The sequence below is a fragment of the Thiocapsa roseopersicina genome (genome assembly GCF_900106925.1).
Taxonomy (GTDB): domain Bacteria; phylum Pseudomonadota; class Gammaproteobacteria; order Chromatiales; family Chromatiaceae; genus Thiocapsa; species Thiocapsa roseopersicina.
On sequence record NZ_FNNZ01000029.1, the window covers coordinates 1 to 26,771 of the forward strand.

Consider the following 26,771-nt stretch of genomic DNA (forward strand, 5'->3'; position numbering starts at 1 on the left):
CGCTTGGGGCGAACCCTGCCCGACCTGGACGCCGAGCTGTTCCTCGCGCCCGAAGAATGGCAGGCCGCCTACATTCTCTCCGAGAAACCCCTGCCCAAAGAGCCGCCACGCCTCAACACCGTGGTCCGCCTGATCGCCGGCCTCGGCGGATTCCTCGGGCGCAAGGGCGACGGGGAGCCCGGCGTGAAGACGATTTGGCTCGGCCTGCAACGCGTCACGGACTTCGCCGCGGGTCTCAGATATGCGCGACAGGCTCATGATTCATGAGATGTGTGTAATGGGATGGGCCTAACCCCTCGCTTAACCGGAGAGCCAACGGCAGGCCACCAGACCCGCGCTGGTGGTACGCGGTACATTTTCACCAGCCCTGGGCTGGTGGCCTGCCGTTGTCTCCCGGTTAGCTCGAACGTTAGAACTCATCGCCTCTGAGCACCTTGGAAATGTCCGATACCTGCATACTCTGCCTTGAGTCAAGTAAGCCGCTGACGGAAGAACACATCTTTCCAGAAGCCGCTGGGGGAAGCATTTCGAAGTATCTGTTATGCAAGACATGCAATGACAAGCTGGGCCATCGGGTTGATGCGCCCTATGTGGACCAAAAACATATTCAACTAGCCCGTGCTACCTACAAGATTCAAGGAAAAACGGGAAAGGTGCCCCAGCCATTTTCCGACACGTACTCCATTGATGGCTCAGAGTCACCGCTACAGATAAAGCTGGATTCAAACTTTGCGCCGAGGGTAGTACCTCAAGCACCAAAGGTATGGATCACCGAAAACGGTGAAATTGGTCTTAGCTTGTCCCGCGACGTAAGGGACATGAATGACATCCCCAAAATCATCAGAACAACCCTCTCCCGATTTTTCAAGTCAGAAGATGGTATGCAGCTTGGGTGGTCGGAGGAAGAAAAAGAAAAAGCGATCCAGAAGTCGATTGAAGGAGCCAAACAAGTTTCCCCTAAGTCCGAGCCGATACAGTCATCCTTGGGCGGTAGCTGGACGATTGATCTCAAAGTACTGTTTGTTGAGCACGTTAAAGTCATTTATGAAATTTGTTGCCTTGAGTTCGGCAATCACTTCCGAGATAGCGCATCCGGGCAACGACTCCGAACTTTTCTTCTAGCCCAATGCGCTGATGACCCGGAGCCGTGGGAATGGATTGAAGCTGCCAAGCATCTGAACGTTGCTCCGCAGGTTCCGCCCGCTCTTGATGGTTTCATCAAGCACCTGACCAACCATAACCAGCATACGTACCATGTTGCTGTAGTTGCGCATACCGGTGTGGTTTGCTCAATGCTTGGTATGGGCGCCGTTTTCCACGCCAAAGACCTCGAACGAATAGCCGCTGCCTCAGATGTTACGAAGGTCTATTTAAGTAGCATCAATGGTGGAAAATCGGGGATATTCACGCTCGGCGAGTTGCTCGGCCATGTTAATGAGTTCTAACCTGTCGTTCCAGGGGACGCTCCGCCTACCGGCGGCGCGCCCCTGAACTCCACGTTAGATTCAACTAGAGGGAGATCTCAGTTCCTCAGTTCCGGGGACAGTTTACTTATTTCTGGCGCTTACCCGGTAGAGAATAGAGGAGAAACAGCCTAACACGCCCACCAGCCCCGACGCCAAACTGCGAGTTCCGCGAGTTCCGGGGACAGTTCCGGCAGTTCCGCAGTTGCAGTTCCGGGGCAGTTCGGGCAGTGGCAGTTCGCAGTTGCAGTTCCGGAGTTCGGAGTTCGGAGTTCGGAGTTCGGAGTTCGGAGTTCGGAGTTCCGGGGACAGTTTACTGAGTTCCCTGAGTTCCCTGAGCAGTTCCGCAGTTCCGGGGACAGTTTACTTAATTCCCTAGACGAGATGCTTCGGATCGGTTAGAACACGAAGTGACGTTTCCGTGGCGAGGGATTGATCGACCGATGGCCAGACTTCCGAGAGTGGTTGTCCCGGGACTTCCACATCATGTGACACAGCGCGGTAATCGACGCCAGCGAACCTTTTTTGGTGACGAGGACTACGCCGCGTGTTGGCGATTGCTGTCGACGTCTTGTCGAGCGTGCGGCACGCAGGTGCTTGTCTACTGCCTTATGCCGAATCATGTGCACCTAATCCTGGTGCCGGGCGATGAGCTCGGTTTGCGTGACGCGCTGGGCGAGGCGCATCGTCGCTATACGCGTATGATCAATTTCCGGGAAGGCTGGCGAGGGCACCTTTGGCAGGAGCGTTTTCACTCGTTCGTGATGGACGAGCGGCATCTGATTGCCGCTGCGAGGTATGTGGAGCGCAATCCCGTCCGTGCACTGCTCTGTGCACGGCCGCAGGACTGGCCGTGGTCGAGCGCCCGGGCCCATCTGGCCGGAGCTGACGACGCGCTCGTGAGCGTGCGTCCGCTGTTGGAGCTGATATCCGACTGGGCTGGCTTCATCGGCGAGCCCGACGCGCCGGACATCGCTGACCTGCTGCACGCGCATGCCAGCACCGGCCGCCCGCTCGGTCCGGACTCCTTTGTTGAAGATCTGGAGCAACGCCTTCGGCGTGCGCTCAAGCGACAGAAGCCCGGGCCGAAGGCAGCGCGACGAGACTCTCACACCCGGGACCTCTTTGAGCTGCTGGAACGGGATTAGGTAAACTGTCCCCGGAATTGTCGAATTGCGTCCCCGGAATTGCCCGGAATTGTCTTGTCCCCGGAATTCCCGGAATTCCCGGAATTCGTCCCCGGAATTCAAAAGATCGGGCGGGTGCGATTGACGAGGGTCGTGTCTATCGCGATAGGCGTTCCGTCAGATCGCTGACATCCTGGATGATGCGATACACGGCGTCTTCGACGGGCTCGGGTGCGTACCGATCATCGTAGGGCGTCGCACTGCGGTAGCCGTCGTCGTAACGATCGTAGTCGCTGTAGCCGTAGCTGTCGTAGTCATAGTCGTCGTCATCGTCATCGTCATCGTCATCGTCGTCATAATTATCGTCGCCGCGGCCGTAGCTGAATTGCCCCGCTCGCTCCCTCCAGGCTGGCGGGAGGGTCTCACCGCGATCATGCTGAATCTGGAGCCCGGGCGGCAAGCCGCCTTGGTGTGGTGGGTCGGCCAAGACGGTCGTGGCGCCGATCGTCATCAGGAGCGAGGCGCCGAGAAAGAGGGGGGCTGCGGACATGGCTCGGATCTCCGTCGGTCGGATGTCGGTTGCGTGAAGTGGCCGTGCTGAGCTTGGTGTCCGTACCGGGGTGGGGCAAGGTTACACGGGCGAACCTGAACACTGGCTGAACGTGCAGGCGCGGATGTGATTCGATGATGATCGCTGGATGGGACGACCGACGACGCCAAGCGCTTCTTTCAGACCCGCGGACTGAATCTCCTCCCGACCGTCGGTGCCTTCTGTGCGGTCTATTTTCAGTCGGCCGCGGCCTCGTCCCTGGATGACGAGATCCAGGTCGATCTGTCAGGAGAGGCCGCACGCCGCATGCCGCTGATCCGCCACGGCATCCAGCGCATCCTGGTCGATGCCTGCAACGACCAGGGCTGGGAGATCCCCTTCACCCAGATCACCCTGCATCAGGCGCCCGGCCGAGGCTGGACGCGACGGGCGTTTCGGCGAGGCACAAGTCGAGCCCTGACCTTGGCTTATGATCCTGGTTCTCCGGCTCGTGACGACCCGAGCCGCGGCACTGTTATCATTGAGTCGGAGTCGCTGGAGGCCCCATGGCGGACTATCATTTGCTGACGATCTGGCGTATCGAAGCACCGCTGGAGCCAGTGTACTCCGCGATCCAGAACTCCCTGGGTTGGCCGGACTGGTGGCCGGGTGTTCAGAAGGTTGAGCAGGTGGTAGCTGGGGATGCCGATGGCATCGACAATGTCCGGCGCTACGTCTGGAAAGGGAGTTTGCCGTATCGGGTCGTGTTCGAGGTGCGCGCGACCCGCATCGAGAATCTCGATCTCATCGAGGGCACTGCCGAGGGTGACCTCGAGGGGATCGGCCGTTGGCACTTCGCTCGCCAGGGCACGTTGAGTATCGTCCGGTACGAGTGGCACGTCCGCAGCACACGCTGGTGGATGAATCTGATCGCCCCGTTCGCCCGTTCGCTGTTTATCCGCAACCATACGCGAATCATGGCTCGGGGCGCCGAGGGGTTGGCACGGCGACTCGGTGCGCGCCTGGTGAGCCAAGAGAGTATCGATTTGACGGCGGACACTGCCCTGTCGCGGGGAGCTCTCTAGCAGAGTGCGTCGTCAGGTCTCGGGGACCCCGTCGAGTTGGGCCCCGAGTTGGGCCAAGTGCGCCAAGTCGCCCTCCCTCTGTGCGACGCGCCGCAAGTAGCTCGCCTGGTTCTTGGTGCAGCGCAGGGTGTGCGGACTGCCGCGTCGTTCGATGACTAGATCCAGGTCGCAGCGATCGGTTCGCACCGAAGCCTCGAGATGATCGCGATGGCGTTGAGCCGCTCGGAAGGCCCATTCCGGTCGGGTCGGATCGGCGAGAAAGCGGCTGAGCTCTTGGCAGTTGGCGCAGGCGCAGGTCACCTGAGCGGGTCGCCGCCAATCCTCTGGGGGCTCCAAGGGTTCCGCGATCCGCCGGCGAAGGTGCGCGAGCGTCAGGCCACGCAGCGCTTGTGCGGAGGGGAGTGCTCGAGTCGTTTCGCCGGCGTGTAGCGTAAGCGCTGCGGGCAAGAGGACACGGTCGATGTCGTAGCGGTCGGGATGCTTCAGGAGATGCTCGAAGGCCTGTCGCGCCAGATCGGGGTCGATGTGCTCGAGCCCGCTCAGGAGATTCGCCACCATGGCATCGGTCGGCTCCGAGCCGGTCGATTCGCTGAGATACCGGTAGGCATCGACAGGGGATTGCGTGGCGCGTGGGCCGGGGAGGGCGCGTACGAGTGCCTCGGCGGCCGGACGCAAGTTCTCGGCCGTCCCTGTCCTGCGCTCGATGACCTGGTTTGCTGCGCGGGCAAGCAGATCGGCGCAGGCGACCGGGTTGGTTTGTGCATTCCCCGCGATGATGTCGTGGATCAGCCGGTGCGCCCGCTCGGGCGCGAGGCTTGCGAGCGCCTCCACCAGTGCGAGATTGTCGTTTTGCCCGTAGGCCCCGGATACGATCGGTCCGCCCGCAAAGGCGTCGATCTCGGCGAGGTCGCCCAGGGCCGTGAGGTGCCTCAAGTAGGCCGCCGCGGCGCCGTCTGCGCTGGCCTTGCGTCGGTCCCAATCCGCGTCGGGCCAGTCGATGCGAATCCGTTCGGCGAGCACGTGCGCCTCCTCCCGGAGCGGCGCCTGCGGATCGGCACCGGCCTCTCGCCACTGCCGGACCAGCTCGCCGAGGAAAGGAACGCTGACCTCCAATCCGCCTTGGCTGAGGACGGCTGCGCGATGGGTGCGTGGCCAGACGACGAGTGCGGCGCGCTGATAGAGCCGATCGAAGCTGGCCCCTTCGTTGCCGGTGGCCTCCTGAAACTCGAGCTCGTCCGGCTCCAAGTCGTCGAAGGCGCCTGGCGGGGAAAGCTCTTCCAGCTCGAAGGGCAACGGACCCAGGTCGGGATGGCTGCCGTCGGGATGGCGCCAGGTCTCGACGATCCGGCGGCTCTCGTCGACCTCGCCGACCTCGAAATCATCCTCGTCGTGACGGCCCCAGTAACCGCCGCCGGTGTGTTCCGCCCAGCCGGATTCTTCGATCGAGACCAGTGCGAGATAGAGGTCGCAATCGGCCTCGCGCGCGGCCCCGACCAAGAGACCCGCGGCGGCCGCATCGGCGCCCTTGAGCCGGTTGAACCCGATCTCGGCCGGGGTGTAGGCGTGCTCCAGCGGATAGATGAGCTTCGTGAGGGTCGGCTCGGCCGACTCGCCGACCGAGGGCGTGCCCCAGGCCTGCAGCAGCTTGACCGCCCATTGGTGCTCGCGATCATAGTCCGGGGGTCCGAGCGGCTGATCCTCTCCGGTGCGGATGAGGTTGTAGATGAGCGCCAGTCGATACCCCGAGACGACGGGCAAGACCTCATGGAGGCAGTCCGCATAGAAGGCCGCGAAGGCGACCTCGGAGGGCTCGTCCCGACGCAGATCCAGGCGAACCTCGCGACCTCGATGACGCACCAGCAGCTCGCCGCCGCGGTGCTCCGAAGGCGGGACGACCACCAGCGTGGCGAACATGCCGGGCGCCTTCTCGCTGTCGCGGTGGCTGATGAAGAAGCTGCCTGTGTCGTAGACGAGCAGCTTGTAGAGCTCGGCCGAGACCGCTCCGTTCACGCCGAGCCCGGACTTCGCTCGGGCGACCATGGTTTCCAGATCCTGTGCCCACGCCTTGCCCGAGATGAGCACTCGCGCGCCGTCGATCTGCCAGGTCCGGCGCACCCCGGTGTCGACCAGAGTTTCGGTGCCGCGGCCGTAGGGGGCCTGCTCCGCTCGGGCGACGAGGGCCTCTGCCTGGGAGGCCAAGAGCGGGAGCGACAAGGTCCCGACGCCCTCGACCTGGATGCGCGGCGGATGCATGTCGATGGTGCCGGTCGCGTGGAAGTCGCCGGGCCGTTCGACCTCGCCGAGAAGTGTCCCCAGTGATCGGCTGAGTTGAACGCTTATGGAACCCCATTGAAGAGGGATCGGATCGCTGCCTCGGATAATTGCCTTTGGTGCCGATCCGAACAGGTCGAAAACGGATGTGGATTTTGCCACCGACCGCATCGGGTTTCATCCCTCGCGCGAGGCGGTCCGGCCGCTTCGCTCGGGGTGGCAAGCCGGCATGCATGGGTTATCATCGGCCCGCCTTTCATGCTCGGGCAGCAGCGTCGGTCGACAGGCGGGGCACTGGAATTTGCCCCTGAGCTCCCCCATGTTGCGCCGGGCGGGGAAATCAAACCAACATGGAGACAGTCGAATGAACCGAATCCTAGCCAGCACCCTTCTCGGGCTTGCCGCCCTGGGCGTCGCCAGCACGGCACTTGCCGACCTCAAGCCCGAGGAGCAGATCCAGTTCCGTCAGGCCGGTTACAGCTTCATGAGCTGGAACATGGGCAAGATCAAGTCGAATCTGGAAGGTGACTATAACTCGGAGCAGGTCGCCGCCGCCGCGAATGCGATCGCCGCCATCGCCAATTCCGGCATGGGTGCGCTCTTCGGGCCGGGCACCGACAAAGACGTTGGCAACGTCAAGACTCGGGTCAAGCCTGAGCTCTTCGAGAACATGGAGGATGTCGGAACCATTGCCGGGAACTTCGTGTCGGCGGCCGACAATCTTGCGAAAGTCGCTGCCGGGGGCGACGAGGTCGAGGTCTCGACGGCATTCGGCGAGCTCGGGCAAGCCTGTAAGGCGTGTCACGACAAGTACCGCATGAAGGACTGATCCGCGATCCTCGTGGATTTTCGACAAGGCCGCCGCGTTGGCGGCCTTTTTCATGATGCCCGCGGAGGGCTGACGATGCTTGGCTTCAAGGCACTCATCTTCGACGTCGACGGGACGCTCGCCGACACCGAGCGAGACGGACATCGCCCGGCCTTCAACGCCGCCTTCGACGAGGCCGGTTTGGACTGGGACTGGGACGTGGAGCGCTACGGCGAGCTGCTGAGGGTGACGGGCGGCAAGGAGCGGATTGCGACCTACATCGTGGAGGAGGGGATCAGTCTGGATCCGTCGCTCGACGCGGCGGCTGTAATTGCCGGTCTGCATCGCGCCAAAACCCGCCACTATGTCTCGCTGCTCGAAGGCGGCGCCATCCCGCTGCGGCCTGGAGTGCTGCGTTTGTTGCGCGAGGCACGCGAGGCCGGCGTGCGGCTGGCGATCGCGACCACGACGACACCCGAGAACGTGAGCGTGTTGCTCGACAACGCCGGGGAGCCGGGCCTGCGAGATTGGTTCGAGGTGATCGCTGCCGGCGATGTCGTGCCTGCGAAGAAGCCGGCGCCCGATATCTTCCTGCTGGCGCTCTCCGAGCTGGGGCTCGATGCCGCCGATTGCGTTGCGGTCGAGGACTCCGACAACGGTGTCCGCTCTGCCCTCGGTGCCGGTTTGCGCGCCCTGTTGGTCACGGTGAACGACTACACGGCTGCGCAGGATCTGAGCGATGCCCCGCTGGTAGTGGATCACCTCGGGGAGCCGGATCGTCCCGCACGCGCCCTGATCGGTGACTTGGGCGACAGCCCGATGGTGGATCTCGAGACGCTCGATCGGCTGCATCGAGCCGCCTTCGGTCGGGTCTGAGTCGAGCCTCATGACACCGACCACCGCCGTCAGCCGGTTGTCCGGGCAGGCCCGTCGGGTCGAACCCTTCCATGTCATGCGCCTGCTCGCCCGTGCCGGCGAGCTCGAGGCGCTCGGTCGCTCGATCGTCCATATGGAGGTCGGCGAGCCGGATTTCCCGACACCCGGCCCCATCTTGGAGGCCGGCCGACGCGCCTTGGCCGACGGCCGTACCCGCTATACCTCGGCCGGCGGGCTTCCCGCGCTGCGCCGGGCGATTGCCGCCTATTACGTCGAGCGGTACGACACCCCGGTCGCACCCGAGCGGATCCTGATCACGCCCGGGGCCTCGGGTGCGCTTCAGCTCGTCTTCCTGGCCCTTTTGGAAGCCGGCGATCGCGTGCTCATCTGCGATCCGTCCTATCCCTGCTATCGGCAGGTGCTGCAGCTCATGGGGGTCGAGCCGATCGCCGTTCCCGTGGGTTCGGACACCGATTATCAGTTGACGGCCACGCTGGCCGAGGCCGCTTGGGTGCCGGGAGTGCGTGCGATCGTCGTCGCCTCGCCGTCCAATCCGACCGGCTCATCGATCGCGCCCGAGGTGCTGACCGAGCTTTATGCGCTCTGCCGAGACCGCGGTGCGGCTCTCGTCGTCGACGAGATCTACCAGGGTCTGACCTACGATATCCCGGACCGTACCGCGTTCTCGCTCGGCTCGGATGATCTCTACGTGATCAACAGCTTCTCGAAATACTTCGGAATGACGGGCTGGCGGCTCGGCTGGCTCGCCGGTCCGCGTGACGCGGTCGAGGTCATGGAACGGATGGCGCAGAACCTCTTCATCGCCGCGAACACGCCGGCTCAGTACGCCGCTCTGGCGGCCTTCGACCCGGCCACCATCGAGATCCTGGAGACGCGCCGTCTGGCGTTTCAGAGGCGACGCGATCGTCTGCTGCCCGCGTTGCGCGATCTCGGGTTCGGGATCCCGGTGCAGCCGAGCGGTGCCTTCTACCTCTACGCCCGCTTGCCCGAGGGTCTGGAGATCGACTCCATGACCCTCACGAGCCGGATCCTGGAAGAGGCCGGTGTTGCCCTGACGCCCGGTCACGACTTCGGCCGACACGCCGCGGGGCGTCATGTCCGTTTCGCCTACACCCGCGAGATCGAGGATCTCGACGAAGGGGTCCGGCGTATCGGCGACTGGCTGGCGAGGGTCTGACCCATGGCCGATTTCAAACCGCTCGATGCCGCCCAGCGCGAGGCAAGCGAGCTGCTCCTCGCGCTGCATGAAACCCTTCTGTACACACCGCCACGTCAAGCCGATCGAGGCTTTCTCGGACGCGGGCTGATCGGTCGTCTGGCGGGCCGGCGCGGCGGCCCGGTGACCCCGGTCCCGGGCCTCTACCTCTGGGGCGGGGTCGGCCGCGGCAAGACCTACCTGATGGATTGGTTCGTTCAGGATCTCGCCCTGCCGGGCAAGCGCCGCATCCATTTTCATCATTTCATGCGCGACGTGCATGACCGGATGTCGCGCCTGCCGAAACAGCCCGATCCACTCGAGGTGATCGCTCAAGGTCTGTGCGCGGAGGTCCGCGTCCTCTGTCTCGACGAGCTCCTGGTGACCGACATCACCGACGCCATGCTGCTCCACGGTCTCCTGAATGCGCTCTTCGCCCGCGGTCTCACGCTGGTCACCACCGCCAACACCCGCCCCGACGATCTCTATCGCAACGGACTGCAGCGCGGGAATTTCCTTCCCGCCATCGATCTGCTCAAGCGCCACACCCGCGTGTTCGAGCTCGACGGAGGCAACGACTACCGATTGCGCGCACTGACCAGGAACGGCGTCTTCTTCGTCGTCGAAGAGAATGGTTGGGAAGAGACCGAGCGCGGTCTGGCGGACTATTTCGATCGCCTCACCGGCGGACATCAGGGCGGATCCGATGCCTTCTCGGTCAACGGTCGAACCTTTCCGGTGCGTCGCCAGAGTGCGGACGTGATCTGGTTCGATTTCGACGCACTCTGCGGCGGTGCCCGATCCGCGGCGGACTACATCGAGATCGCCCGCGAGTTCCACACCGTGCTGCTGTCCGGTGTGCCCGTCCTGGGGCCAAAGCACGAGGCAGCGGCGCGTCGTTTCCTGCATCTGGTCGACGAGTTTTACGACCAGCGTGTCAAGCTCATCCTCTCCACGGCCGCCCCCATCGATCGTCTCTACGCAGGTGGATTGATCGATTTCGCCCACGAGCGGCTGCTCAGCCGCCTCACCGAGATGCAGTCCGAGACCTATCTCGCCGCGCCGTCCGCCTGAGTCGCCCGCAACGCCGACGAGCCGTCCGCACCTGTAGCTGATCCTTGCCGTTGGAATCCAGCAGGTTCACCACGATCTCGCCCTTGAACCAGTTATCACAAGGAGCGGGAAAATGAGCGTCGTGCATCTGAGCGCGCCCACGATCGATCCGGACGAGGTCGCCTATTTCGAACGACTCGCACACCGTTGGTGGGATGCGGAGGGTCCGTTCTGGCCCTTGCATCGTCTCAACGCCTTTCGCGTCGACTACATCCGCCGACATCTCGCCGCGTCGTTCGGGCTGGATCCGGCGGCCGAGCGCCCGTTCGAAGGGTTGAAGGTGCTCGACATCGGGTGCGGCGGCGGGATCCTGAGCGAGTCCATGGCGAGGCTCGGTGCCTCGGTAACGGGTGTGGAGATCACCGAGAAGAACGTGCGGGTGGCGCAGCTCCACGCCGAGTGGAGCAGCCTAGCGATCGATTATCGCTTGGGCACGGCCGAGGATCTGGTGCGCGGCGGCGAGCAGTTCGGCGCCGTGTTGAACATGGAGGTGATCGAGCATGTCGAGCATCTGCCCGAGTTTCTCGCCGACTGCGGGCGTTTGGTGCGACCGGGCGGGGTGATGTTCATTGCCTCGATCAATCGAACGATCGCGGCCTTCATCGTGGCCATCTTCGGTGCCGAGTATGTGCTGCGCTGGCTCCCCAAAGGCACGCATCACTACCGTAAACTGGTTCCGCCTCGGGAGGTGGAGGCGCTGCTGGGCAAGGACTTCGAAGTCAAAGACCGCACGGGAGTCCTGGTGAATCCATTCAATCGTGTCTTCAGCTATACGCGTTGGATGGGCGTGAACTATATGTTGTTCATGCAGCGTCGCTGACCGCGACGTGGTGAAACGGATGAAGCGGCGATCTTGTCCAATGTAAGGTTGTCGAGGCAAGTCCCTTGCGGGGGTGATTGGGTTTGGAGGGCAGGAGATGAGCAGAGAAGATGAATTCGAGGGTTGGGTCGCCTCCGTGTCCCGCGGGGACTGCGGTTTTACCTACATTCGGTTCTATGCCGACGCCCCGGAGTGGGTCCGCGATACGGCGGTGAACCGCTTCGGCAAGGGAACGGTGTTCCTGCCCCCTGCCGAAACCAAACCGAAGGCAGCCGCGGCCTAACCCGCCGCGATTGCGAGCACCTCGCCGAGGCCACGGTCGATGACCTCGACAGGTGTGTAGAAGTGGGGTGAGAAGCGAATGCCACCGCCGCGTTGGGCGCAGAGAACGCGGCGCTGCATCAAGCCGGCGTAAAGCTCGGCCGACGGTGTCCCGGGCACCCGAAAGGTGACGATGCCCGCGCGTCTCTCGGTGGGGCGCGGCGACAAGAGCTCCAAGCCATGCCGATCGATCGCCTCGATCAGATGCGCCGTCCGCTCTTGGAGCTGGCTCCGGATCTGCTCGATGCCGACCTCTTCGATGAGCGAAAGACTCGCCTCGAGCGCATGGACGCCGAGCAGGTTCGGGCTGCCGCACTCGAAGCGCCTCGCGTCCTCGGCGGGCTGCCAGTCCCGGCGGTCGAAGTCCCCCGAGTGCTCGAGCATGTGCCATCCGAACTGGTGCAGGGTCAGCGTGGGCCGCAGCGAGGGGCGAACATAGAGCAGGGCGACGCCCTCCGGACCCAACATCCATTTGTGTCCGTCGGCCACGACGAAGTCCGCCTCGGTGCGCGAGAGGTCGAAGGGCAGGGCACCGAGGCCCTGGATGGCGTCGACACAGAAGAGGATGCCCTTGGAACGGCAAAAGGCACCGATACGCTCCAAGTCGAGCCGCAGGCCGCGCGCATATTGCACCCAGCTGACGGCGATCATGCGGGTGCGCGGGGTGCAGAGCGCGAAGATGTCGGCCTCGGGATCGGTGGACCTGTCCAGATCGAGCGCCTTCCAGGTCACCCCTCTAGGCGCCAGCGACTCCCAGACGACCCGGTTGGACGGAAACTCCTGCGCGACGCCGACAATCTCGTCGCCGGGTTGCCACGTCAGGCCGTAGGCGATGATCGAGAGTGCCTCGGAGGTGTTCTTCGCGAGCGCGATATCCGCCGTCGACTCGGCCCCGACGAGACGCGCCAGACGTTCGCGCAGTCGGCGCTCCGTCGCCAGCCACTGCGAATAATGCAGCGACCCCAGCAGCCTGTTCTCTTCGGCGAACCGCGCGACGGCCTCGGCTGCGCGCCGCGGCCAAGGTCCGACGGCCGCGTGATTCAGGTGGCAGAGACTCGGGTCGAGGTCGAATTCGTCCGGAGCGAGACTCAATCGTTGCTCCCCGTTGCCGCGGCAGCGGGTGCCTGTTGTGCTTGGGCCGGCGGTGCAGCGGGCGCGGCCGGTGGTGCTGCAGGCGCGGGAGCGGGCGACGCTGCGCTGCCGCTGGTGGGCGGACTTTGCGGCGCCGGATCCGACTCCGCGGCTGCCGCCGGGGCTGCCTGTGTCGGTGCCTGTGTTGCTGTCGACGACTGTGCCGGCGGGGCGGCGACATCGGCCGGTCGTGCCGTCTCCGCAGTTGCCGTTGTCTTCGCTTCGGGCGGCGCAGCCGGGTTGGGTTCCGCTCTTGCCTGCTCAGGTGCTGCGACCGGTTCCGCGACGGTCTGCGGTGCCCTCTGGGGCGACTCCATCGCCGCAGCCGGTGCAGTTGTAGCCGACGTTGCCGGTGGGACCTCGGCCGCCGTGGAGGCGGATGTCGGGCTCGGATCCCGAGGTGCAGCAGACGCGGTCGACGTCTCCGGCGTAGATGCCGGAGCCGCGCTGGCTGGATCGGCAGCCGGCGCAGCCGCTTCGGTAGCCGGGGACGACTCTGCGGGCGCGGTCGTCGCCGCTTGTTCGGTCGGGCCCGAGCTGGCGCTTGGGCGCGGCGTTGTCGTCGCGGGCGCGGCGCTGGCAGTGGCGGGCGTCACATCGGAGCCGGTCGCTGCCGCCTCTGCTGCATTGGCTTGGGTGATACGCCGCTGCTCGGCCTCGCGTTTGGCACGCGCGGCTGCAATACGCTGTTTCTCGACGTAGTTGCCATAGCTCGGTCCCGATCCGACGATCGTGACCTGCGTCCCGTGCGAGACGTGTTGGAAGAGGACCGGGGCGAGCGTACTCGGCAGACGGATGCAGCCGTGCGAAGCCGGTTGACCGGGGCGCGGTATAGGGCCGGCATGCAGACCGATTCCGTCATAGGTCAGGCGCATGAAATAGGGCATGTGTGCGCCTTCGAAGCGCGCGCCGGCCGGGATCGGGTCGCGACCCGATTTGGCGTTCGAGCGGACGACCTTGCCGTTTTTGACGACCTTTCCGTAGAGGTTCGAGCGCTTGTTCTCGACCTTCTCCATGACGGCGAATTTGCCGGTCGGCGTCGGGTGCTTGGGTAGACCGCTGGCGACGGTGCTCCAGCCGATCTCGTCTTCGCCGACGAAGAAGCTTGCCCTCTGCTTGTCCGTATCGATGACAATGTGCGAGACCTTGCGCCCGTCGCCGTTCCACTCGTAGAGCTTGGAGGGTTTCGGTTTCTCGACGGGTCCTTCGACGCGTTCTTCCGTCTGCGCAGGTGCCGCCTCCGCGGCGACGACTGCATCGTCCGGCTTCGCGTCGGCCTTGCCGATGAAGCGCGCCAGCTCCGTACAACCCGTGAGGGTCAGAAGCATCGCGCAGGCACCCAGGGCCGTGATGAAAGTGGAGAAGGTGTGGGGCGAGCCCCGTCGTTGCATCTGGCTCATAGCGTCGTGTTCTTTGCCGGGGTCCCGGCCAAGCCCGGGACATTGCGATTGGTCAATTCGGGTCAAGGATAACGCGATGAAGGGCGAAGGGCACGCCGATCGGTCGTTTCTTGACTTCCTCGTCTTCGCACCGACCTAGCCCGCAAGCGAGGAGGTTTGTTTTCCGAGCCGACATGCGGTCGCGGTCCGAATTCCGTAAGACCGGTCATATAGACGCTCTGACCCGCCGATGCGGCGGTCATTTGTAAGGGAGTATCGGATGCTGACGGATCGCGCCTCGAACCCCAGGCACGTCACCGGACCCGATGGCGTGGAACCCGATGAGGCGGTGATGTCGCGCCGCCGCGCCCTGTTCTTCTTCTTGGTCGTCGCCACGACCGCATTCGCGATCGCCCTCATGGTCGCCACCCTGTCGAGCGGTGGCTTCGACCTTCTCGATGCGGTGCTGACCCTGTGCTTCGCGTTGACCTTGCCCTGGACCGTGATCGGATTTTGGAACGCCGTCGTCGGCTTTGCTCTGATGCGTCGCCACCGCGACCCGGCCGCCGCCGTCTGTCCGCTCGAAGCCGACCCACCGAACGCCGTCACCGCCAAGACCGCCATTCTCAGCTGTATCCGCAACGAGGATGCGGATCGGGTCGTGCGTCATCTCGATCGGATGATCCAGGGTCTTCAGCAGTCGGGATATGGACAGGCATTCGAGATCTTCGTTCTCAGCGACTCGACCTGGTCGGAATGTATCGAGGCTGAAGAAGCCGGCATTCGGCGCTTGCGCGAGCGCTGGTCGCCACATATGAGCATCCGCTATCGACGCCGCCCGGACAACCCCGGATTCAAAGCGGGAAACATCCAGGATTTCATGACGCGCCGGGGTGACGACTTCGATTTCGCTCTGGTCTTGGATGCCGATAGCCTGATGGCCCCGGAGACGATTCTGCGCATGGTCGGCATCATGCAGCGCAACCCGCGTCTGGGGATTCTGCAGAGTCTGGTTGTCGGCTTGCCCTCGACGAGCGCATTTGCACGGATCTTTCAGTTCGGGATGCGCCTGGGCATGCGTTCGTATTCGCTCGGCAGTGCTTGGTGGCAGGGCGACAGCGGGCCTTACTGGGGACACAATGCGCTCCTGCGTGTCGAGCCCTTTCGCGCCTATTGTCGACTCGACCCGCTGCCGGGTCGCCCGCCGCTCGGCGGCTGGATCTTAAGCCACGATCAGGTCGAGGCCGTGCTGATGCGTCGCGCCGGCTATGCCGTGCGCGTGCTGCCCCTCGAGCGCGGAAGCTGGGAGGAGAACCCGCCCACCCTGGTCGAGTTCGTCCGACGCGACCTTCGCTGGTGCCAGGGCAACCTCCAATATCTGCGCCTTCTGGGGACGCCGGGTCTGCGCCCGATCGGGCGGGTTCAACTGGTCTTGGCGATCCTTATGTTTATCGGCTCGCCGGCTTGGGTCCTCTTCATGACGCTCGCCGCCTTGCAGATCGGCCGCGTACCCGAGTCCGGTCCCATGTTCGATCCGGTCCTCGGCTGGCTGCTTTTCGCGCTGATCATGACGATGGTCTTCGCGCCCAAGCTTGCGACCCTGGGCAGCCTGCTCCTGTCCCGACAGGGGCGCGCCGACTTCGGCGGCGGGCCGCGCCTGCTGGCCGGCGCCTTCGGCGAGATCCTCTTCTCGACCCTGCTCGCGCCCGTCATGGCCTTGGCGCACTCGCTCTTCATGGGCGGGCTGCTGTTCGGCAAGGCGATCGTCTGGTCACCCCAGCGTCGCGACACCTATCGACTGAAGCTCACGCAGGCCTTGCGGCGACTCTGGCCGCAGACGCTCTTCGGGCTCGCGGCGTTGCTCTGGCTGATCTCGACCGATGCCGCCGGGGCGGTCTTTCTGTCGCCCTTCATCTTCGGCGCCTTGCTCGCCGTGCCGATCGCCGTGCTGACCGCTTGGCCTGCGCTCGGCGCCTGGCTGGCCCGGATCGGTCTCTGGCGGATCCCGGAGGAGGTCGATCCGCCGGCCTTGATTCAATCCCTCGGTCTACCCTTGGTCGGCCGAAAACGTGCGTCTGTTCCGGCCTCGGATCAGGTCGCGGCGGATTCGATCGGTGTCGACTGATCGCGGCAACGCCCGCGGAGATGGCCTGCGGGCCGCCCTCGGCGTCGCGCGATCCTTGAAGATCTACTATCTGCATGGGCGTCGGTCGCGTATGGACGCCTTCTATCGCGCCTTTCTCGCCCCGCAAGATCTGGCCTTCGACATCGGCAGTCATGTCGGCGATCGCATCGGCTGCTTTCGGCGGATCGGCGCCCGTGTGCTGGCTGTGGAGCCGCAGCCGGTGTTGGTGAGAACACTGCGCTGGCTCTACGGACGAGATCCGGCGGTCCGGATCGAGGCAACGGCGGTAGGGCGCGCGTCGGGTCGGGCGGATCTGCGCCTCAACCGCGCCAACCCGACGGTGAGCACGCTCTCGACCGGGTTCATCTCGGCGGCCCGGGAGGCCCCGGGCTGGGAAGGGCAGCATTGGGACGGTGCGGTCGAGGTCGCCTGCACCCGGTTGGACGATCTGATCGAGCGCCACGGCATGCCGCGCTTCATCAAGATCGATGTCGAGGGTTACGAGGCCGAGGTCCTCGGCGGTTTGACCCGGCCGGTCGATGCCTTGTCGTTCGAATTCACGACGATCCAGAAGGACGTCGCACGCAGCGCCTTGGCCGAGTGCTCGAGACTGGGCTATGTGCGATTCAACGCCGTTCTGGGCGAGTCCTATGTCTTTGTCCATGACGTCTGGGTCGACGCCGCCGCGATCGGCCGCTGGCTGGAAGCCTTGCCGCACACCGCCAACTCGGGAGACATTTATGCCCGGCGAGTCGATTAGGAACGCGAGCCGATCGGCCCGGACGCCGTCGCAGCGAGAGGCCCCGACGTCCGCCCGCGCCTACTGGGTCACCGGCCCCCTGCAGGGCGAGCTGCGCGATGAGCCGCTTGCGCCGCCCGGCCCGGACGAGGCACTGGTGCGGACCCTCTACACGGGTATCAGCCGCGGGACCGAGGCACTCGTGTTGCGCGGCGAGGTCCCGCCGAGCGAATTCGCCGGGATGCGCGCACCCTTTCAGGTCGGCGACTTTCCTTGGCCGGTCAAATACGGCTATTGCAACGTCGGCCGGGTCGAGGACGGTCCGCCCGATTGGGTCGGGCAGTCGGTCTTCTGTCTCTATCCGCATCAGAGCGCCTATTGCGTCCCGATCGAGGCCCTGCATCGGATCCCGGACGCGGTCCCGCCGGGGCGTGCCGTCTTGGCGGCGAACCTCGAGACCGCCGTCAACGGTCTCTGGGATGCCGCACCCCGGATCGGCGATCGCATCGCCGTCGTCGGTGCCGGCTCGGTCGGCGTGCTCTGCGCCTGGTTGGCCGCGCGGATCCCGGGCTGCCGGGTCGAGCTGATCGACATCAATCCGCGCCGCGCCGAGATCGCCGAGCGGCTCGGGGTGGATTTTGCCTTGCCCGCGGATGCGCGCGGCGATGCCGACCTCGTCATCCATGCCAGCGGCTCCTCGGCGGGCTTGGAGCAAGCGCTCGCGCTGGCCGGCTTCGAGGCGACCGTCCTGGAGCTGAGCTGGTACGGCACCAAGCCCGTCACCCTGCCGCTCGGCGCGGCCTTCCACCGGCGCCGTCTCACCCTGCGCTCCTCCCAGGTCGGCCAGGTCGCGACGGCACAGCGTGCGCGGTGGGACTATCGTCGGCGCCTCGGTCTTGCGTTGGCATTGCTCGTCGATCCGGCGCTGGATGGCTTGATCAGCGGCGAGGACGACTTCGATGATCTGCCCGCGGTACAGGCGCGTCTGGCCGAGGATCCCGGCGATGCCCTGATGCATCGCATCCGGTATCGATGATCAAACGCTCAGGGTTTCGACCTCGAATCCGACCACGGTGCGTTTCTCGCTGTGGATCCCGCCTGCGGATCACTGCGCCGAAGAACGCCGTTTCGTTTATTCTTGCGGCGTGTACAAAAACCGGGACGGGAGACACCATGTACAGCGTCTGTGTTCGCGACCACATCATGATCGCGCATAGCTTTCGAGGGGAGGTCTTCGGACCGGCACAGCGGCTGCACGGGGCAACCTATGTCGTGGATGTGGAGTTCCGTCGTCCGGAGCTGGATGCGGACGGGCTGGTGGTGGACATCGGGCTCGCGAGCCAGGCACTGCGCGCGCTCTTGGCCGATCTGGACTATCGGAATCTGGACGAGGAGCCTGTCTTTCAGGGCCGCAATACCTCGACCGAATTTCTCGCGCGTGTCGTCTTCGATCGCATGGCCGAGCAGTTGAGCGCGGGCGCGCTCGGCGAGGGAGCACGCGCGATCACGGCCCTGCGCGTGCAGTTGAGCGAGTCGCACGTTGCTTGGGCGGCCTACGCCTCCGATCTGCCGCAGCAACAGCACGCATGAAACACGCAGGCCCCATCTGGTTCCTGATCCCCGGTAACCTGACCACGCCGACCGGCGGTTATCGCTACGATCGCCGGATCATCGACGGTTTGATCGGCTCGGGTTGGCGAGTTCAGGCCGAGCGTCTCGACGACAGCTTTCCCGAGCCGACCGCGGATGCTCTTGCGGATGCCGACCGGCGCCTCGCAACCATTCCGGACGGCGACACGGTGATCATCGACGGCCTGGCCTTTGGTCTGCTCGGGGATGTTGCCGCACTCCACGAACGTCGCCTGCGTTTGATCGCGCTCGTCCATCACCCCCTCGCCTTGGAGACGGGTCTGTTTGCCGCGCGGGCCGAAGCGCTGCGCATGAGCGAATCACGGGCGTTGGTGGCCGCCCGCCGAGTGGTGGTGACCAGCGCCGCCACAGGGGATGTCCTGATCCGGGACTACGGGGTCCCGAAGGAGCGGATCAGCGTCGTCGAGCCCGGCACCGATCCGGCACCGCTCGCGGCAGGCTCGGAGGAATCCGTCCTGAACCTGCTCTGCGTGGCCGCCCCGACACCGCGCAAGGGTCACGACACCCTCTTGCGCGCACTTGCACCTTTGGTCGACCGGCCCTGGCGCCTGGACTGTGTCGGCAGCCTGACGCGTTGCACGCGCACTAGCATCGCCTTGCGGCGTCTCTCGGAACGCTTGGGGCTGTCCGAGCGCGTGAATTTCACGGGTACGGTCGACGAGCCTCGGCTCGAGGCTTTTTATCATCGGGCGGATCTGTTCGTCCTGCCGACCCGCTTCGAGGGCTACGGCATGGTCCTGGCCGAGGCATTGGCCCGCGGTCTGCCGATCGTCAGCACCAGAACCGGGCCGATCCCGAACCTGGTGCCTGCGGATGCGGGGCTCTTGGTGGAGCCCGACGACCAGCCGGCGCTCGAGGTCGCCTTGACACGGGTGCTGGACGACCCGGGGCTGCGCCGCAGTCTGGCCGCGGGTGCTCGGTCTGCGCGCGCTCGCCTGTGCGATTGGGATGCTGCAAGCGCAGAGTTCGGACGCGTCTTGGAAGGGTTGCACGATGGGTGATTTCGACGCCGACTGGTTGCGACTTCGCGCGCCCGCGGACAGCCGTGCACGAGCCGCAGATCTGCCGCTCTTGTTGCGTCCGCACCTTCCGAAAGGGCAGATGCTTCGTGTCCTGGACCTGGGGTGCGGAACCGGTTCCAACCTGCGTGCGCTGGCGTCGGCCTTGGGCGGCGAGCAGGCATGGCTTTGTCTGGATGCGGATACCGACCTCTTGGATCGAGTGGCGGGCGAGACCCAAGCCTGGGCGCAGGCATCGGGTTTTGATTGGGACGCGTCGAATCAACGGGTCACGGCGGCCGAGCCTCATCTAACCTACACTCCTCATTTGACCTGCACTCTGGCGACCCGTCGCTTCGACCTCGCGCGCGACCTGGCCGAGCTTCCGCTCGAAGGCATCGGGTTGGTCACGGCCTCTGCGCTGCTCGACCTGGTATCGGAGTCCTGGCTTGCAGGGTTGGTCTCGCAGTGCGCGAAGGTTCGCGCGCCGATCCTGACGGCCTTGACCTACGACGGGCGTGTCGCCTTCGAGCCCGCCTTGAGCCTCGATCGCGAGGTGATCGAGGCCGTGAATCGCCACCAGGGTCGCGACAAGGGATTCGGCCCCGCGCTGGGACCGAGCGCGAACGGTCGCTTGGCGATCCTGGCGGCTGCTCAGGGTTATTGGATCGAGGTGCGCATGAGCGACTGGCGGATCCGACGCTCGGAGCGGGAGCTGCAGGCGGCCCTGATCCGCGGCTGGTCCGGGGCAGCCCGCGAAGAGGCGCCCGCATCGGATCAGGCGGAGATCGCGCACTGGGAGGCGGTTAGGCTTGCCGCCGTGGAGCGTGGTTGCTCCCGAATCATCGTCGGTCATCGCGATCTTCTCGCCATCCCGCGGCGGGCTTAAACCGCGCCCGGCGTGGTATGCGATTCGCTCTGGACGCGGTTTAGCGGATGCGGGAAAGCTCCGCTCGGCTGAGCACGGCCTGGGTGACCGTGTCTTCGTTGATCGTATTTTGGGGGATCGCATCGGCGGAAGGCTCGGGCACTCCCGCGCCCAGCTCGAAGTCATAGAGCACATCCTCGCCCATCCGGAAGATGCGCGTCGCCGGGCGCAATGCATCCGCCAAGCGCTCGGTCGGCGGCAGTCGCACACCCGGCCGGCCGCTGCCGATCACGAGCGGGGCGACCGCGATCTGCAGGCGCGACAGTCGTCCGGCCTGAAGGAACCGCGAGACCGTGGTCCCGCCGCCTTCGACGAAGATCCTGAGCAGACCCCGCTCGGCGAGGGTGCCCAGGAGCGCGCCCAGATCGAGTCCGTCGGACACGGCCGGCAGCCCGATCAGCTCGGCCTGCCCGTGGTGCTGCTCGCCGGGCTTGATGCGGGCGCGATCGCAACAAAGCAGTGTCGCGGACGCGCCGTCGTTGAACAGATGGCGCTCGGGGGAAAGACGTCGGCGCGGGTCCAAGACCACCCGCACCGCATTCGGTCCGAGGACCAGCCGAGTGGTCAGGCGTGGATCATCCGCGGCGACCGTCTCGGCCCCGACCAGCACGGCATCGCTCAGCGCACGCATCCGGTGCAGGTGCCGAATGTTGGCCTCGCCGGTGACGAAGCGGGCATCCCCGTTGGCCGTGGCGATGTAGCCGTCGATGCTCTGACCGAGATGGGCGATGACCTCAACGGAACCCGGATGCGGGCGGCACAAGGGCAGGTAAAGATCGAAGAGTGCGCGCGCCGGATCCTCGCGATGGCAATCCTCGGCGTGATCCCCTGCTCGGTTTCCGGGGCGCCAGCCCGCGTGCGGCAGCCAGAGCAGGTCTGCTTGCGAGCGATGCGCCGGATCGACCGGCGACACCCGTCCGTCGGGGTCGGCACGCAGGGCGAGCGGATGGTCGAGTGACCAGGACGCATTGCGCGCCAGTCGTGCGGCACTCAGAATCAGCGACCAGGCGCGAGCGGCGTCGGTGTCATGGCGACGCGGCGGGTCGGATCGCTCGCGCTGAGTGATCTTGGGTCGGATCATCGGCGGCCTCTCCTGGTTGAGTTGATCCCGGCACAACGCGCATATGGCGCTGTGCGCCGGGAAATCGAGCCGAGCGAATCGGTCTTCGCCATCGACGCGCCCTCGGTGAAACGGCCAAAAACCACGGAACGAGGAGATCGCCTTGAGATTTCTGCATGCCGCCGATGTGCATCTCGACAGCCCGCTGCGCGGACTGGAACGCTACGAGGGCGCACCGGTCGAGGAGATCCGCGGGGCGACCCGCCGGGCCTTCGAGAATCTGGTCGCACTGGCGATCGAGGAGTCGGTCGACTTCGTCCTGCTGGCCGGCGACATCTACGACGGGGATTGGCGCGACTACAACACCGGACTCTTCTTCTCGGGCCAGATGGGTCGACTCAACGATCACGGGATCCCGGTCTTCCTGATCGCCGGCAACCACGACGCCGCGAGCCAAATCACCAAGGCGCTGCGCCCGCCGCCGAACCTTTCGGTCTTCGCCACGCGCGCACCCGAGACCCGGATCCTCGAGCACCTCGGCGTGGCCATTCACGGTCAAGGGTTTCCGAGCCGCGCGGTGACGGACGACCTGAGCCGGTCCTATCCGCAAGGCGATCCCGCACTCTTCAACATCGGGTTGCTCCACACCTCGCTCGACGGGCGACCCGGTCATGAGCCCTACGCGCCCTGCACTTTGGACGGTCTGAGAGCGAAAGGGTACCAGTATTGGGCGCTCGGGCATGTCCACCAGCGCGAGCTGCTCGCCCGGGATCCCTACGTCCTCTTTCCCGGGAACATCCAGGGCCGCCATATCCGCGAGACCGGCCCGAAAGGCTGCTCCCTGGTGCGGGTCGAAGATGGACAGGCGGTCGAGGTCGAGTCGCGGGCCTTGGACGTGGTGCGCTGGGCGACGTGTCGGGTCGAGGTGAGCGAGGCGCGGACCCTGGATCAGATCCTCCCGCTGGTCGAGCAGTCACTCGCGGAGGCGACCGAGACGGCCGAGGGCCGCCCGCTCGCCGTGCGTGTGCAGCTGGTCGGACGCAGCCCGATCCATTCGCGGCTCCACGCCGAGCATGAGCGTGTGACGAACGAGTGTCGTGCCTTGATCTCCTCGACAGGCTTGGCGGACGTCTGGATCGAGAAGCTGGTCGTGCAGACGCATCCGTCGGCGCCGGTCTCGGACCCAGCCCCTGCGCAGGTCCGCGAGGATGCCTTCGGCGGCCTGTTGCGCACCCTGCACGATCTGGAGCTCGACGGCGAGAGTCTCTCCGCGCTGAGCGGGGAGGTCGAGGCGCTCGCGCTCAAGCTGCCGCCCGCCTTGCGGGCCGGCGACGATGCGTTCGACCCGACCCGACCCGATTATCTGCTCGGTTGTCTCGAAGACGTGAAGGCGCTTCTGGTGGACCGACTCCGCGGGCAGGGCACGCAATGAAGATCCTGGAGCTGGACCTGCGCGCCTTCGGTCCATTCACGGATCGCCGGCTCGATTTGAGCGCCGGCCGCGAGGGCCTGCACCTGGTCTTCGGACCGAACGAGGCAGGGAAGAGCTCGGCCCTGCGGGCCCTGCGCGCCTTGCTCTTCGGAATTGCGGAGCGCACCCGCGACGATTTTCGGCACGGCAAGCAGGAGCTGCGGCTCGGTGGACGCCTGCGCAGCCGACTGGGCGAGGAGCTGGAATTTGTCCGACGCAAGGGACGCAAGAGCACCCTGCTCGATGTCGAGGGCAAGGCGATCGGCGAGGACGCATTGGCGCCCTTTCTCGGCGAGGTGGACGACGGCCTGTTTGAGCGTCTCTTCGGGATCGATTACGAGGGTCTGATCGACGGCGGTCAAGCCTTGCTCGAAGAGCGGGGGAGGGAGGCCGAGGCCCTGTTCGGGACGGCCCTCGGTGCGACGGCGATCCACCGGGTTCTGGACCGGCTCGACCAAGAGGCCAACGGGCTGTTTCTGCCGCGCGCCTCCAAGCCGAAGATCAATGCACTGATCGGGGACCTTGGCGAGACCGAGCGTCGCCTGCGCGAGGCAAGCCTGTCGGTCCGTCAGTGGGAGCAGGCCCGCGAGTCGCTCGATCGGACGGTCCGCGAGCTGGCCTCGATGGATCGCGAGATCGAGCGGATGACGCTCGAGCGCAACCGACTCGAGCGCATCCGGCGTACGCTTCCGGAGCTGGTGCGCATGGCGCGGGTGCAGGCGCAATTGGACGGGATCGGCGAGGTGCCGGCGCTGGCCGAGGACTTCGCGGCGCGACGCGAAGAGGCCCTCGCGAAACAGACCCGGGCCGGCGAGGCGCGCGCGAATGCGCAACATCGCCTCGAAGGGCTGCGCGAGAGCATTCGCGACCTGGGCAAGGATGTTTCGGATGACCTTCTGCGCGAGTCAGAGTCGATCGACGATCTTCGGGAACGTCTCGGCAGTTATCGCAAGGCCGCGCGCGATCGCGCCGACCTCATGGCCGAGCAGGCCCGGCGCGAGGCCGAGGCCGTCGCCTTGCTGCGACAGGTGCGGCCTGACCTGACCCCCGATCAGATGCCTGCCGATGTCGCCCGTCTGGCGCCGCTCCTGGCACGGCGTCGGCGCGCGACGGATCTCGGTACCCGACAGGCAGCCCTGAGCGAGGCGGTGACCAAGACCCGCGCCGATCTTGCCGAGACGCAAGCGCGCCTCGAGCGGCGGACCGCAGCGCTGGCCGAGCTGCCCCCGACGGTCGTCTCGCCCGATCTGCAGGCGGCGCTGGATGCCGCGCGTCGAGCCGGAGACCTGGATCAAACGATCGTCGAGGAGCGACTCGGGCTGACCGCGCAACTGAAGGCCTGCGAGCAGGATCTGGGCGCGCTCGGTCTCTGGTCGGGCGGGTTGGCCGACCTCCTCGCCGCACCGCTGCCGGACGAGGAGAGCCTGCGACGCTTCGCGGACGAGACGCGCGGATTGCAGGAGCAACGGCAGGTCCTGGCCGCGAAGCGCTCCGAGGCGATGGCCGAACGATGGCGCTGCGAAGAGGCCCTGCGGGTCTTGGAGCTGAGCGGCTCGGTGCCCTCCGAGGATGACCTGACGCAGACCCGCGCGCATCGGGATTTCGGTTGGCAGCTGGTGAAGCGGACCTGGCTCGACGGCGCTGACGTGAGCGCGGACGTCGCGCAGTACAGTGCGCAAGCCCCGCTTGCGGATGCCTTCGAAGGGGCCGTCACCGGGGCCGACGAGGTCGCCGATCGCCTGCGCCGCGAGGCGCAGCGCGTCCATGAGCGCGCGATGACCCAAGCGCGATCGGAGGCTTCGCGGCATGAGCACGACGAGGCGGAGCGTGCGCTGGCCGATCTGGAGCTGCATGCGGGCCGGTCGCAGCTGGCCTGGGGTGCCCTCTGGTCGGGCTGCGGCCTGACCCCGCTGTCGCCGCCCGAGATGCTGCCCTGGCTCGCCCGAGCCGCACGGCTTCGCGACCGGATTCGACAGACCGATGAGCTGCGCGACCGGATCGAGGCCCGCGAGGCGCTCCGCGACGCGCACCGTGCGGCCCTGCTGAGCGTCTTGAGTGCCCCGGGCAGCACGGCCGACCGCGCATCGACGGCGATCGACGCGCAGGATCTCGGCGGGCTCATCCGCTTGGCGGAGGGTCGGCAACGCGCTGCCGAGGAGGGCGCCCGCGCCCGTCTTGCACTGGAGCATGATGTTGCGGAGCTCCAAGAGCGGGTCCGACGGCTGGGGCGGGCGCTCTCCGACGCCGAGACCGCGCGCGCGCAGTGGCAGGCGGACTGGACGGTCCTCATGACCGAGCTGGGACTCGCGCCGGATGCCACGCCGGGCGAGGTCTCGGACGATCTTCAGGCGATCGCGGACGCGGTGGCGAAGGTCGAGGCAGGCGCGGTCTTGGGGGCACGCATCGCGGGCATCGATCGGGATGCTGTGGCTTTTCTCGGGCAAACGCGCGACCTCTTCGGTCGGCTGGCCGTCGATCTGCTGGATCGGCCGGTCGAGGAGGCAATCTTGACCCTGCATGCGCGTCTCGGCGAGCAACGGGCGCTCGGGACACGTCTCGAAGAACTGCGTACTCAGGCGGGCCGAGCCGAGGAGGAGGTGCGCGAGGCCGAGACCGCGATCGCGGTGGCCGAGCGCGTTCTCGCGGAGCTCTGTCGCCAAGCCGCGTGCGAGGCCCCGGAGCAATTGCCCCTGATCGAGGAGCGCGTGCGCGAGCGGCGGCGACTCGCCGCCGAGCTGACGGCAATCGAGCGCGCACTCATTCAGGCCGGCGACGGTCTGGGGATCGATGCACTCGCACGGGAGGCGGACGCCGTCGATCAGGAACGGGTCGTCACGCGGCTCGCCGAGATCGACGCGTGCCTCGAGCAGGAGCTGCGCCCCGCGCACCGCGCGCTGATCGAAGAGAAGGCCGACGCCGATCGTACCCTGAAGGCGATGGGCGGCGAGGGCACTGCCGCCGCGCTCGCCGAGGAGGTCCAGCAGCTCCTCGCCGGCATCCGCACCCATGCCGAGCAGTATGTCCGGCTCAAGCTCGCGGCGCGCATCCTGCGCGACGAGATCGAACGCTTCCGCCGCCAAAACAGCGACCCGATCCTCGGGCTCACCAGCCGCTATTTCGCGAGCCTGACCTGCGGTGCCTTCAGTGCGGTCGAGACCGATTTCGACGAGGCCGACCAGCCCGTCCTGGTCGGTCTGCGCAACAGCGGCGAGCGGCTGCGCGTCGAGGCGATGAGCACGGGTACCCGCGATCAACTCTACCTGGCGCTGCGTCTCGCCAACCTGGAGCACTATCTGGCAAACGCCGAGCCGATGCCGTTCGTCGTCGACGATATCCTCATCCAGTTCGACGACGCGCGCGCGCTCGCCACACTCGCGACCCTGGCGGACTTCTCGGCCAAGACCCAGGTGATCCTCTTCACGCACCATGGACGCGACATCGAGCAGGCCCGGCAGCTCGATCCGCGCCGGGAGCGGGTTTGGGTCCACCGTTTGGCGTGACGCCCGCAGGGCGTTTGCCGACGGGATCCAGCGCCGCTCGAGGGTTCGCAGGCGTCTCTTGCTTGCTCTGCGGGTGCGAAGCCCTATTTAATGTGATTGGCGGCGAGCGCGCGACCGGCGGCTGCTCGCCGGGGGCAACAGGAATCGATGCAATCAGGAGT

The 26,771-nt window shown here is 65.9% G+C and carries 23 protein-coding genes; 18 read left to right on the top strand and 5 right to left on the bottom strand.

Annotation, left to right across the window (positions count from 1 at the left end):
* From BLV04_RS20800 to BLV04_RS20810, 3 genes are all read left to right on the top strand, one after another.
* Positions 1-267: IS4 family transposase (locus tag BLV04_RS20800; protein WP_281241861.1), on the top strand; the 267-nt coding region annotated here is incomplete at its 5' end.
* A gap of 173 nt (positions 268-440) precedes the next feature.
* Positions 441-1,445 carry an HNH endonuclease gene (locus BLV04_RS20805; RefSeq protein ID WP_093037080.1) on the top strand — a complete coding sequence of 335 codons (1,005 nt, stop codon included), beginning with the start codon at positions 441-443 and terminating at the stop codon, positions 1,443-1,445.
* A gap of 461 nt (positions 1,446-1,906) precedes the next feature.
* Positions 1,907-2,611, top strand: coding sequence for a transposase (locus tag BLV04_RS20810; protein ID WP_093037083.1), 705 nt, complete (start codon positions 1,907-1,909; stop codon positions 2,609-2,611).
* Positions 2,612-2,747: 136 nt separating this feature from the next.
* Here BLV04_RS20810 and BLV04_RS20815 read toward each other — a convergent pair whose 3' ends face one another.
* Complete coding sequence (locus BLV04_RS20815) at positions 2,748-3,140, bottom strand: hypothetical protein (protein WP_093037086.1); 393 nt, start codon at positions 3,138-3,140, stop codon at positions 2,748-2,750.
* Between the two features lie 545 nt (positions 3,141-3,685).
* Between BLV04_RS20815 and BLV04_RS20825 the strand changes: the two genes are divergently transcribed.
* Entirely contained in the window at positions 3,686-4,204 is a 519-nt protein-coding gene (locus tag BLV04_RS20825) for an SRPBCC family protein (RefSeq protein WP_093037089.1), read from the top strand.
* Positions 4,205-4,216: 12 nt separating this feature from the next.
* Here the strand turns inward: BLV04_RS20825 and BLV04_RS20830 are convergent, their stop codons facing one another.
* Positions 4,217-6,637: a 2OG-Fe(II) oxygenase gene (locus BLV04_RS20830; protein WP_175534733.1), complete on the bottom strand. Its 2,421-nt coding sequence runs from the start codon at positions 6,635-6,637 to the stop codon at positions 4,217-4,219.
* Positions 6,638-6,839: 202 nt separating this feature from the next.
* Here BLV04_RS20830 and BLV04_RS20835 point away from each other — a divergent pair, with 202 nt between their 5' ends.
* From BLV04_RS20835 to BLV04_RS20860, 6 genes are all read left to right on the top strand, one after another.
* The gene (locus BLV04_RS20835) at positions 6,840-7,304 is read left to right on the top strand and encodes a c-type cytochrome (protein ID WP_093037097.1); all 465 of its coding nucleotides are present in this window, start codon (positions 6,840-6,842) and stop codon (positions 7,302-7,304) included.
* A 75-nt stretch (positions 7,305-7,379) separates the two neighbouring features.
* Positions 7,380-8,159, top strand: a complete 780-nt coding sequence (locus BLV04_RS20840; protein WP_093037100.1) for an HAD family hydrolase — start codon at positions 7,380-7,382, stop codon at positions 8,157-8,159.
* A 10-nt stretch (positions 8,160-8,169) separates the two neighbouring features.
* Complete coding sequence (locus BLV04_RS20845) at positions 8,170-9,357, top strand: aminotransferase class I/II-fold pyridoxal phosphate-dependent enzyme (protein WP_093037103.1); 1,188 nt, start codon at positions 8,170-8,172, stop codon at positions 9,355-9,357.
* Between the two features lie 3 nt (positions 9,358-9,360).
* Entirely contained in the window at positions 9,361-10,449 is a 1,089-nt protein-coding gene (gene zapE, locus BLV04_RS20850) for a cell division protein ZapE (protein ID WP_093037107.1), read from the top strand.
* Between the two features lie 112 nt (positions 10,450-10,561).
* Positions 10,562-11,308: a bifunctional 2-polyprenyl-6-hydroxyphenol methylase/3-demethylubiquinol 3-O-methyltransferase UbiG gene (ubiG, locus tag BLV04_RS20855; RefSeq protein ID WP_093037110.1), complete on the top strand. Its 747-nt coding sequence runs from the start codon at positions 10,562-10,564 to the stop codon at positions 11,306-11,308.
* Between the two features lie 97 nt (positions 11,309-11,405).
* On the top strand, positions 11,406-11,591 hold the full coding sequence (locus BLV04_RS20860; protein ID WP_093037113.1) for a hypothetical protein: 186 nt from the start codon (positions 11,406-11,408) through the stop codon (positions 11,589-11,591).
* On the opposite strand, the gene BLV04_RS20865 is transcribed toward BLV04_RS20860, so the two are convergent.
* Complete coding sequence (locus BLV04_RS20865; protein WP_093037115.1) at positions 11,588-12,721, bottom strand: aminotransferase class V-fold PLP-dependent enzyme; 1,134 nt, start codon at positions 12,719-12,721, stop codon at positions 11,588-11,590. The genes BLV04_RS20860 and BLV04_RS20865 overlap by 4 nt on opposite strands.
* Complete coding sequence (locus tag BLV04_RS20870) at positions 12,718-14,160, bottom strand: L,D-transpeptidase (RefSeq protein ID WP_093037120.1); 1,443 nt, start codon at positions 14,158-14,160, stop codon at positions 12,718-12,720. Before BLV04_RS20870 ends, BLV04_RS20865 begins: the two co-directional genes overlap by 4 nt.
* 310 nt (positions 14,161-14,470) lie before the next feature.
* On the opposite strand from BLV04_RS20870, the gene mdoH reads away from it, so the two are divergent.
* The 6 genes from mdoH (at position 14,471) to BLV04_RS20900 (ending at position 20,540) form a co-directional block, all read left to right on the top strand.
* Positions 14,471-16,264, top strand: coding sequence for a glucans biosynthesis glucosyltransferase MdoH (gene mdoH / locus BLV04_RS20875; protein WP_245731976.1), 1,794 nt, complete (start codon positions 14,471-14,473; stop codon positions 16,262-16,264).
* The gene (locus BLV04_RS20880) at positions 16,254-17,024 is read left to right on the top strand and encodes an FkbM family methyltransferase (protein WP_245731977.1); all 771 of its coding nucleotides are present in this window, start codon (positions 16,254-16,256) and stop codon (positions 17,022-17,024) included. Before mdoH ends, BLV04_RS20880 begins: the two co-directional genes overlap by 11 nt.
* A complete protein-coding gene (locus tag BLV04_RS20885) occupies positions 17,005-18,039 on the top strand; it encodes a zinc-dependent alcohol dehydrogenase (RefSeq protein ID WP_217633761.1) in 1,035 nt (344 codons plus the stop codon). The genes BLV04_RS20880 and BLV04_RS20885 overlap by 20 nt, the downstream gene beginning before the upstream one ends.
* Before the next feature lie 137 nt (positions 18,040-18,176).
* Entirely contained in the window at positions 18,177-18,593 is a 417-nt protein-coding gene (locus BLV04_RS20890) for a 6-pyruvoyl trahydropterin synthase family protein (protein WP_093037126.1), read from the top strand.
* On the top strand, positions 18,590-19,654 hold the full coding sequence (locus BLV04_RS20895; protein ID WP_093037129.1) for a glycosyltransferase family 4 protein: 1,065 nt from the start codon (positions 18,590-18,592) through the stop codon (positions 19,652-19,654). The genes BLV04_RS20890 and BLV04_RS20895 overlap by 4 nt, the downstream gene beginning before the upstream one ends.
* A complete protein-coding gene (locus BLV04_RS20900; protein ID WP_093037132.1) occupies positions 19,647-20,540 on the top strand; it encodes a class I SAM-dependent methyltransferase in 894 nt (297 codons plus the stop codon). Before BLV04_RS20895 ends, BLV04_RS20900 begins: the two co-directional genes overlap by 8 nt.
* A gap of 40 nt (positions 20,541-20,580) precedes the next feature.
* On the opposite strand, the gene BLV04_RS20905 is transcribed toward BLV04_RS20900, so the two are convergent.
* Positions 20,581-21,660, bottom strand: a complete 1,080-nt coding sequence (locus tag BLV04_RS20905; RefSeq protein WP_093037135.1) for a RibD family protein — start codon at positions 21,658-21,660, stop codon at positions 20,581-20,583.
* A gap of 142 nt (positions 21,661-21,802) precedes the next feature.
* Between BLV04_RS20905 and BLV04_RS20910 the strand changes: the two genes are divergently transcribed.
* Both BLV04_RS20910 and BLV04_RS20915 read left to right on the top strand, forming a co-directional pair.
* Positions 21,803-23,071, top strand: a complete 1,269-nt coding sequence (locus BLV04_RS20910) for a metallophosphoesterase family protein (protein ID WP_175534734.1) — start codon at positions 21,803-21,805, stop codon at positions 23,069-23,071.
* The gene (locus BLV04_RS20915; protein WP_093037141.1) at positions 23,068-26,610 is read left to right on the top strand and encodes an ATP-binding protein; all 3,543 of its coding nucleotides are present in this window, start codon (positions 23,068-23,070) and stop codon (positions 26,608-26,610) included. Before BLV04_RS20910 ends, BLV04_RS20915 begins: the two co-directional genes overlap by 4 nt.
* Positions 26,611-26,771 lie beyond the last annotated feature (161 nt).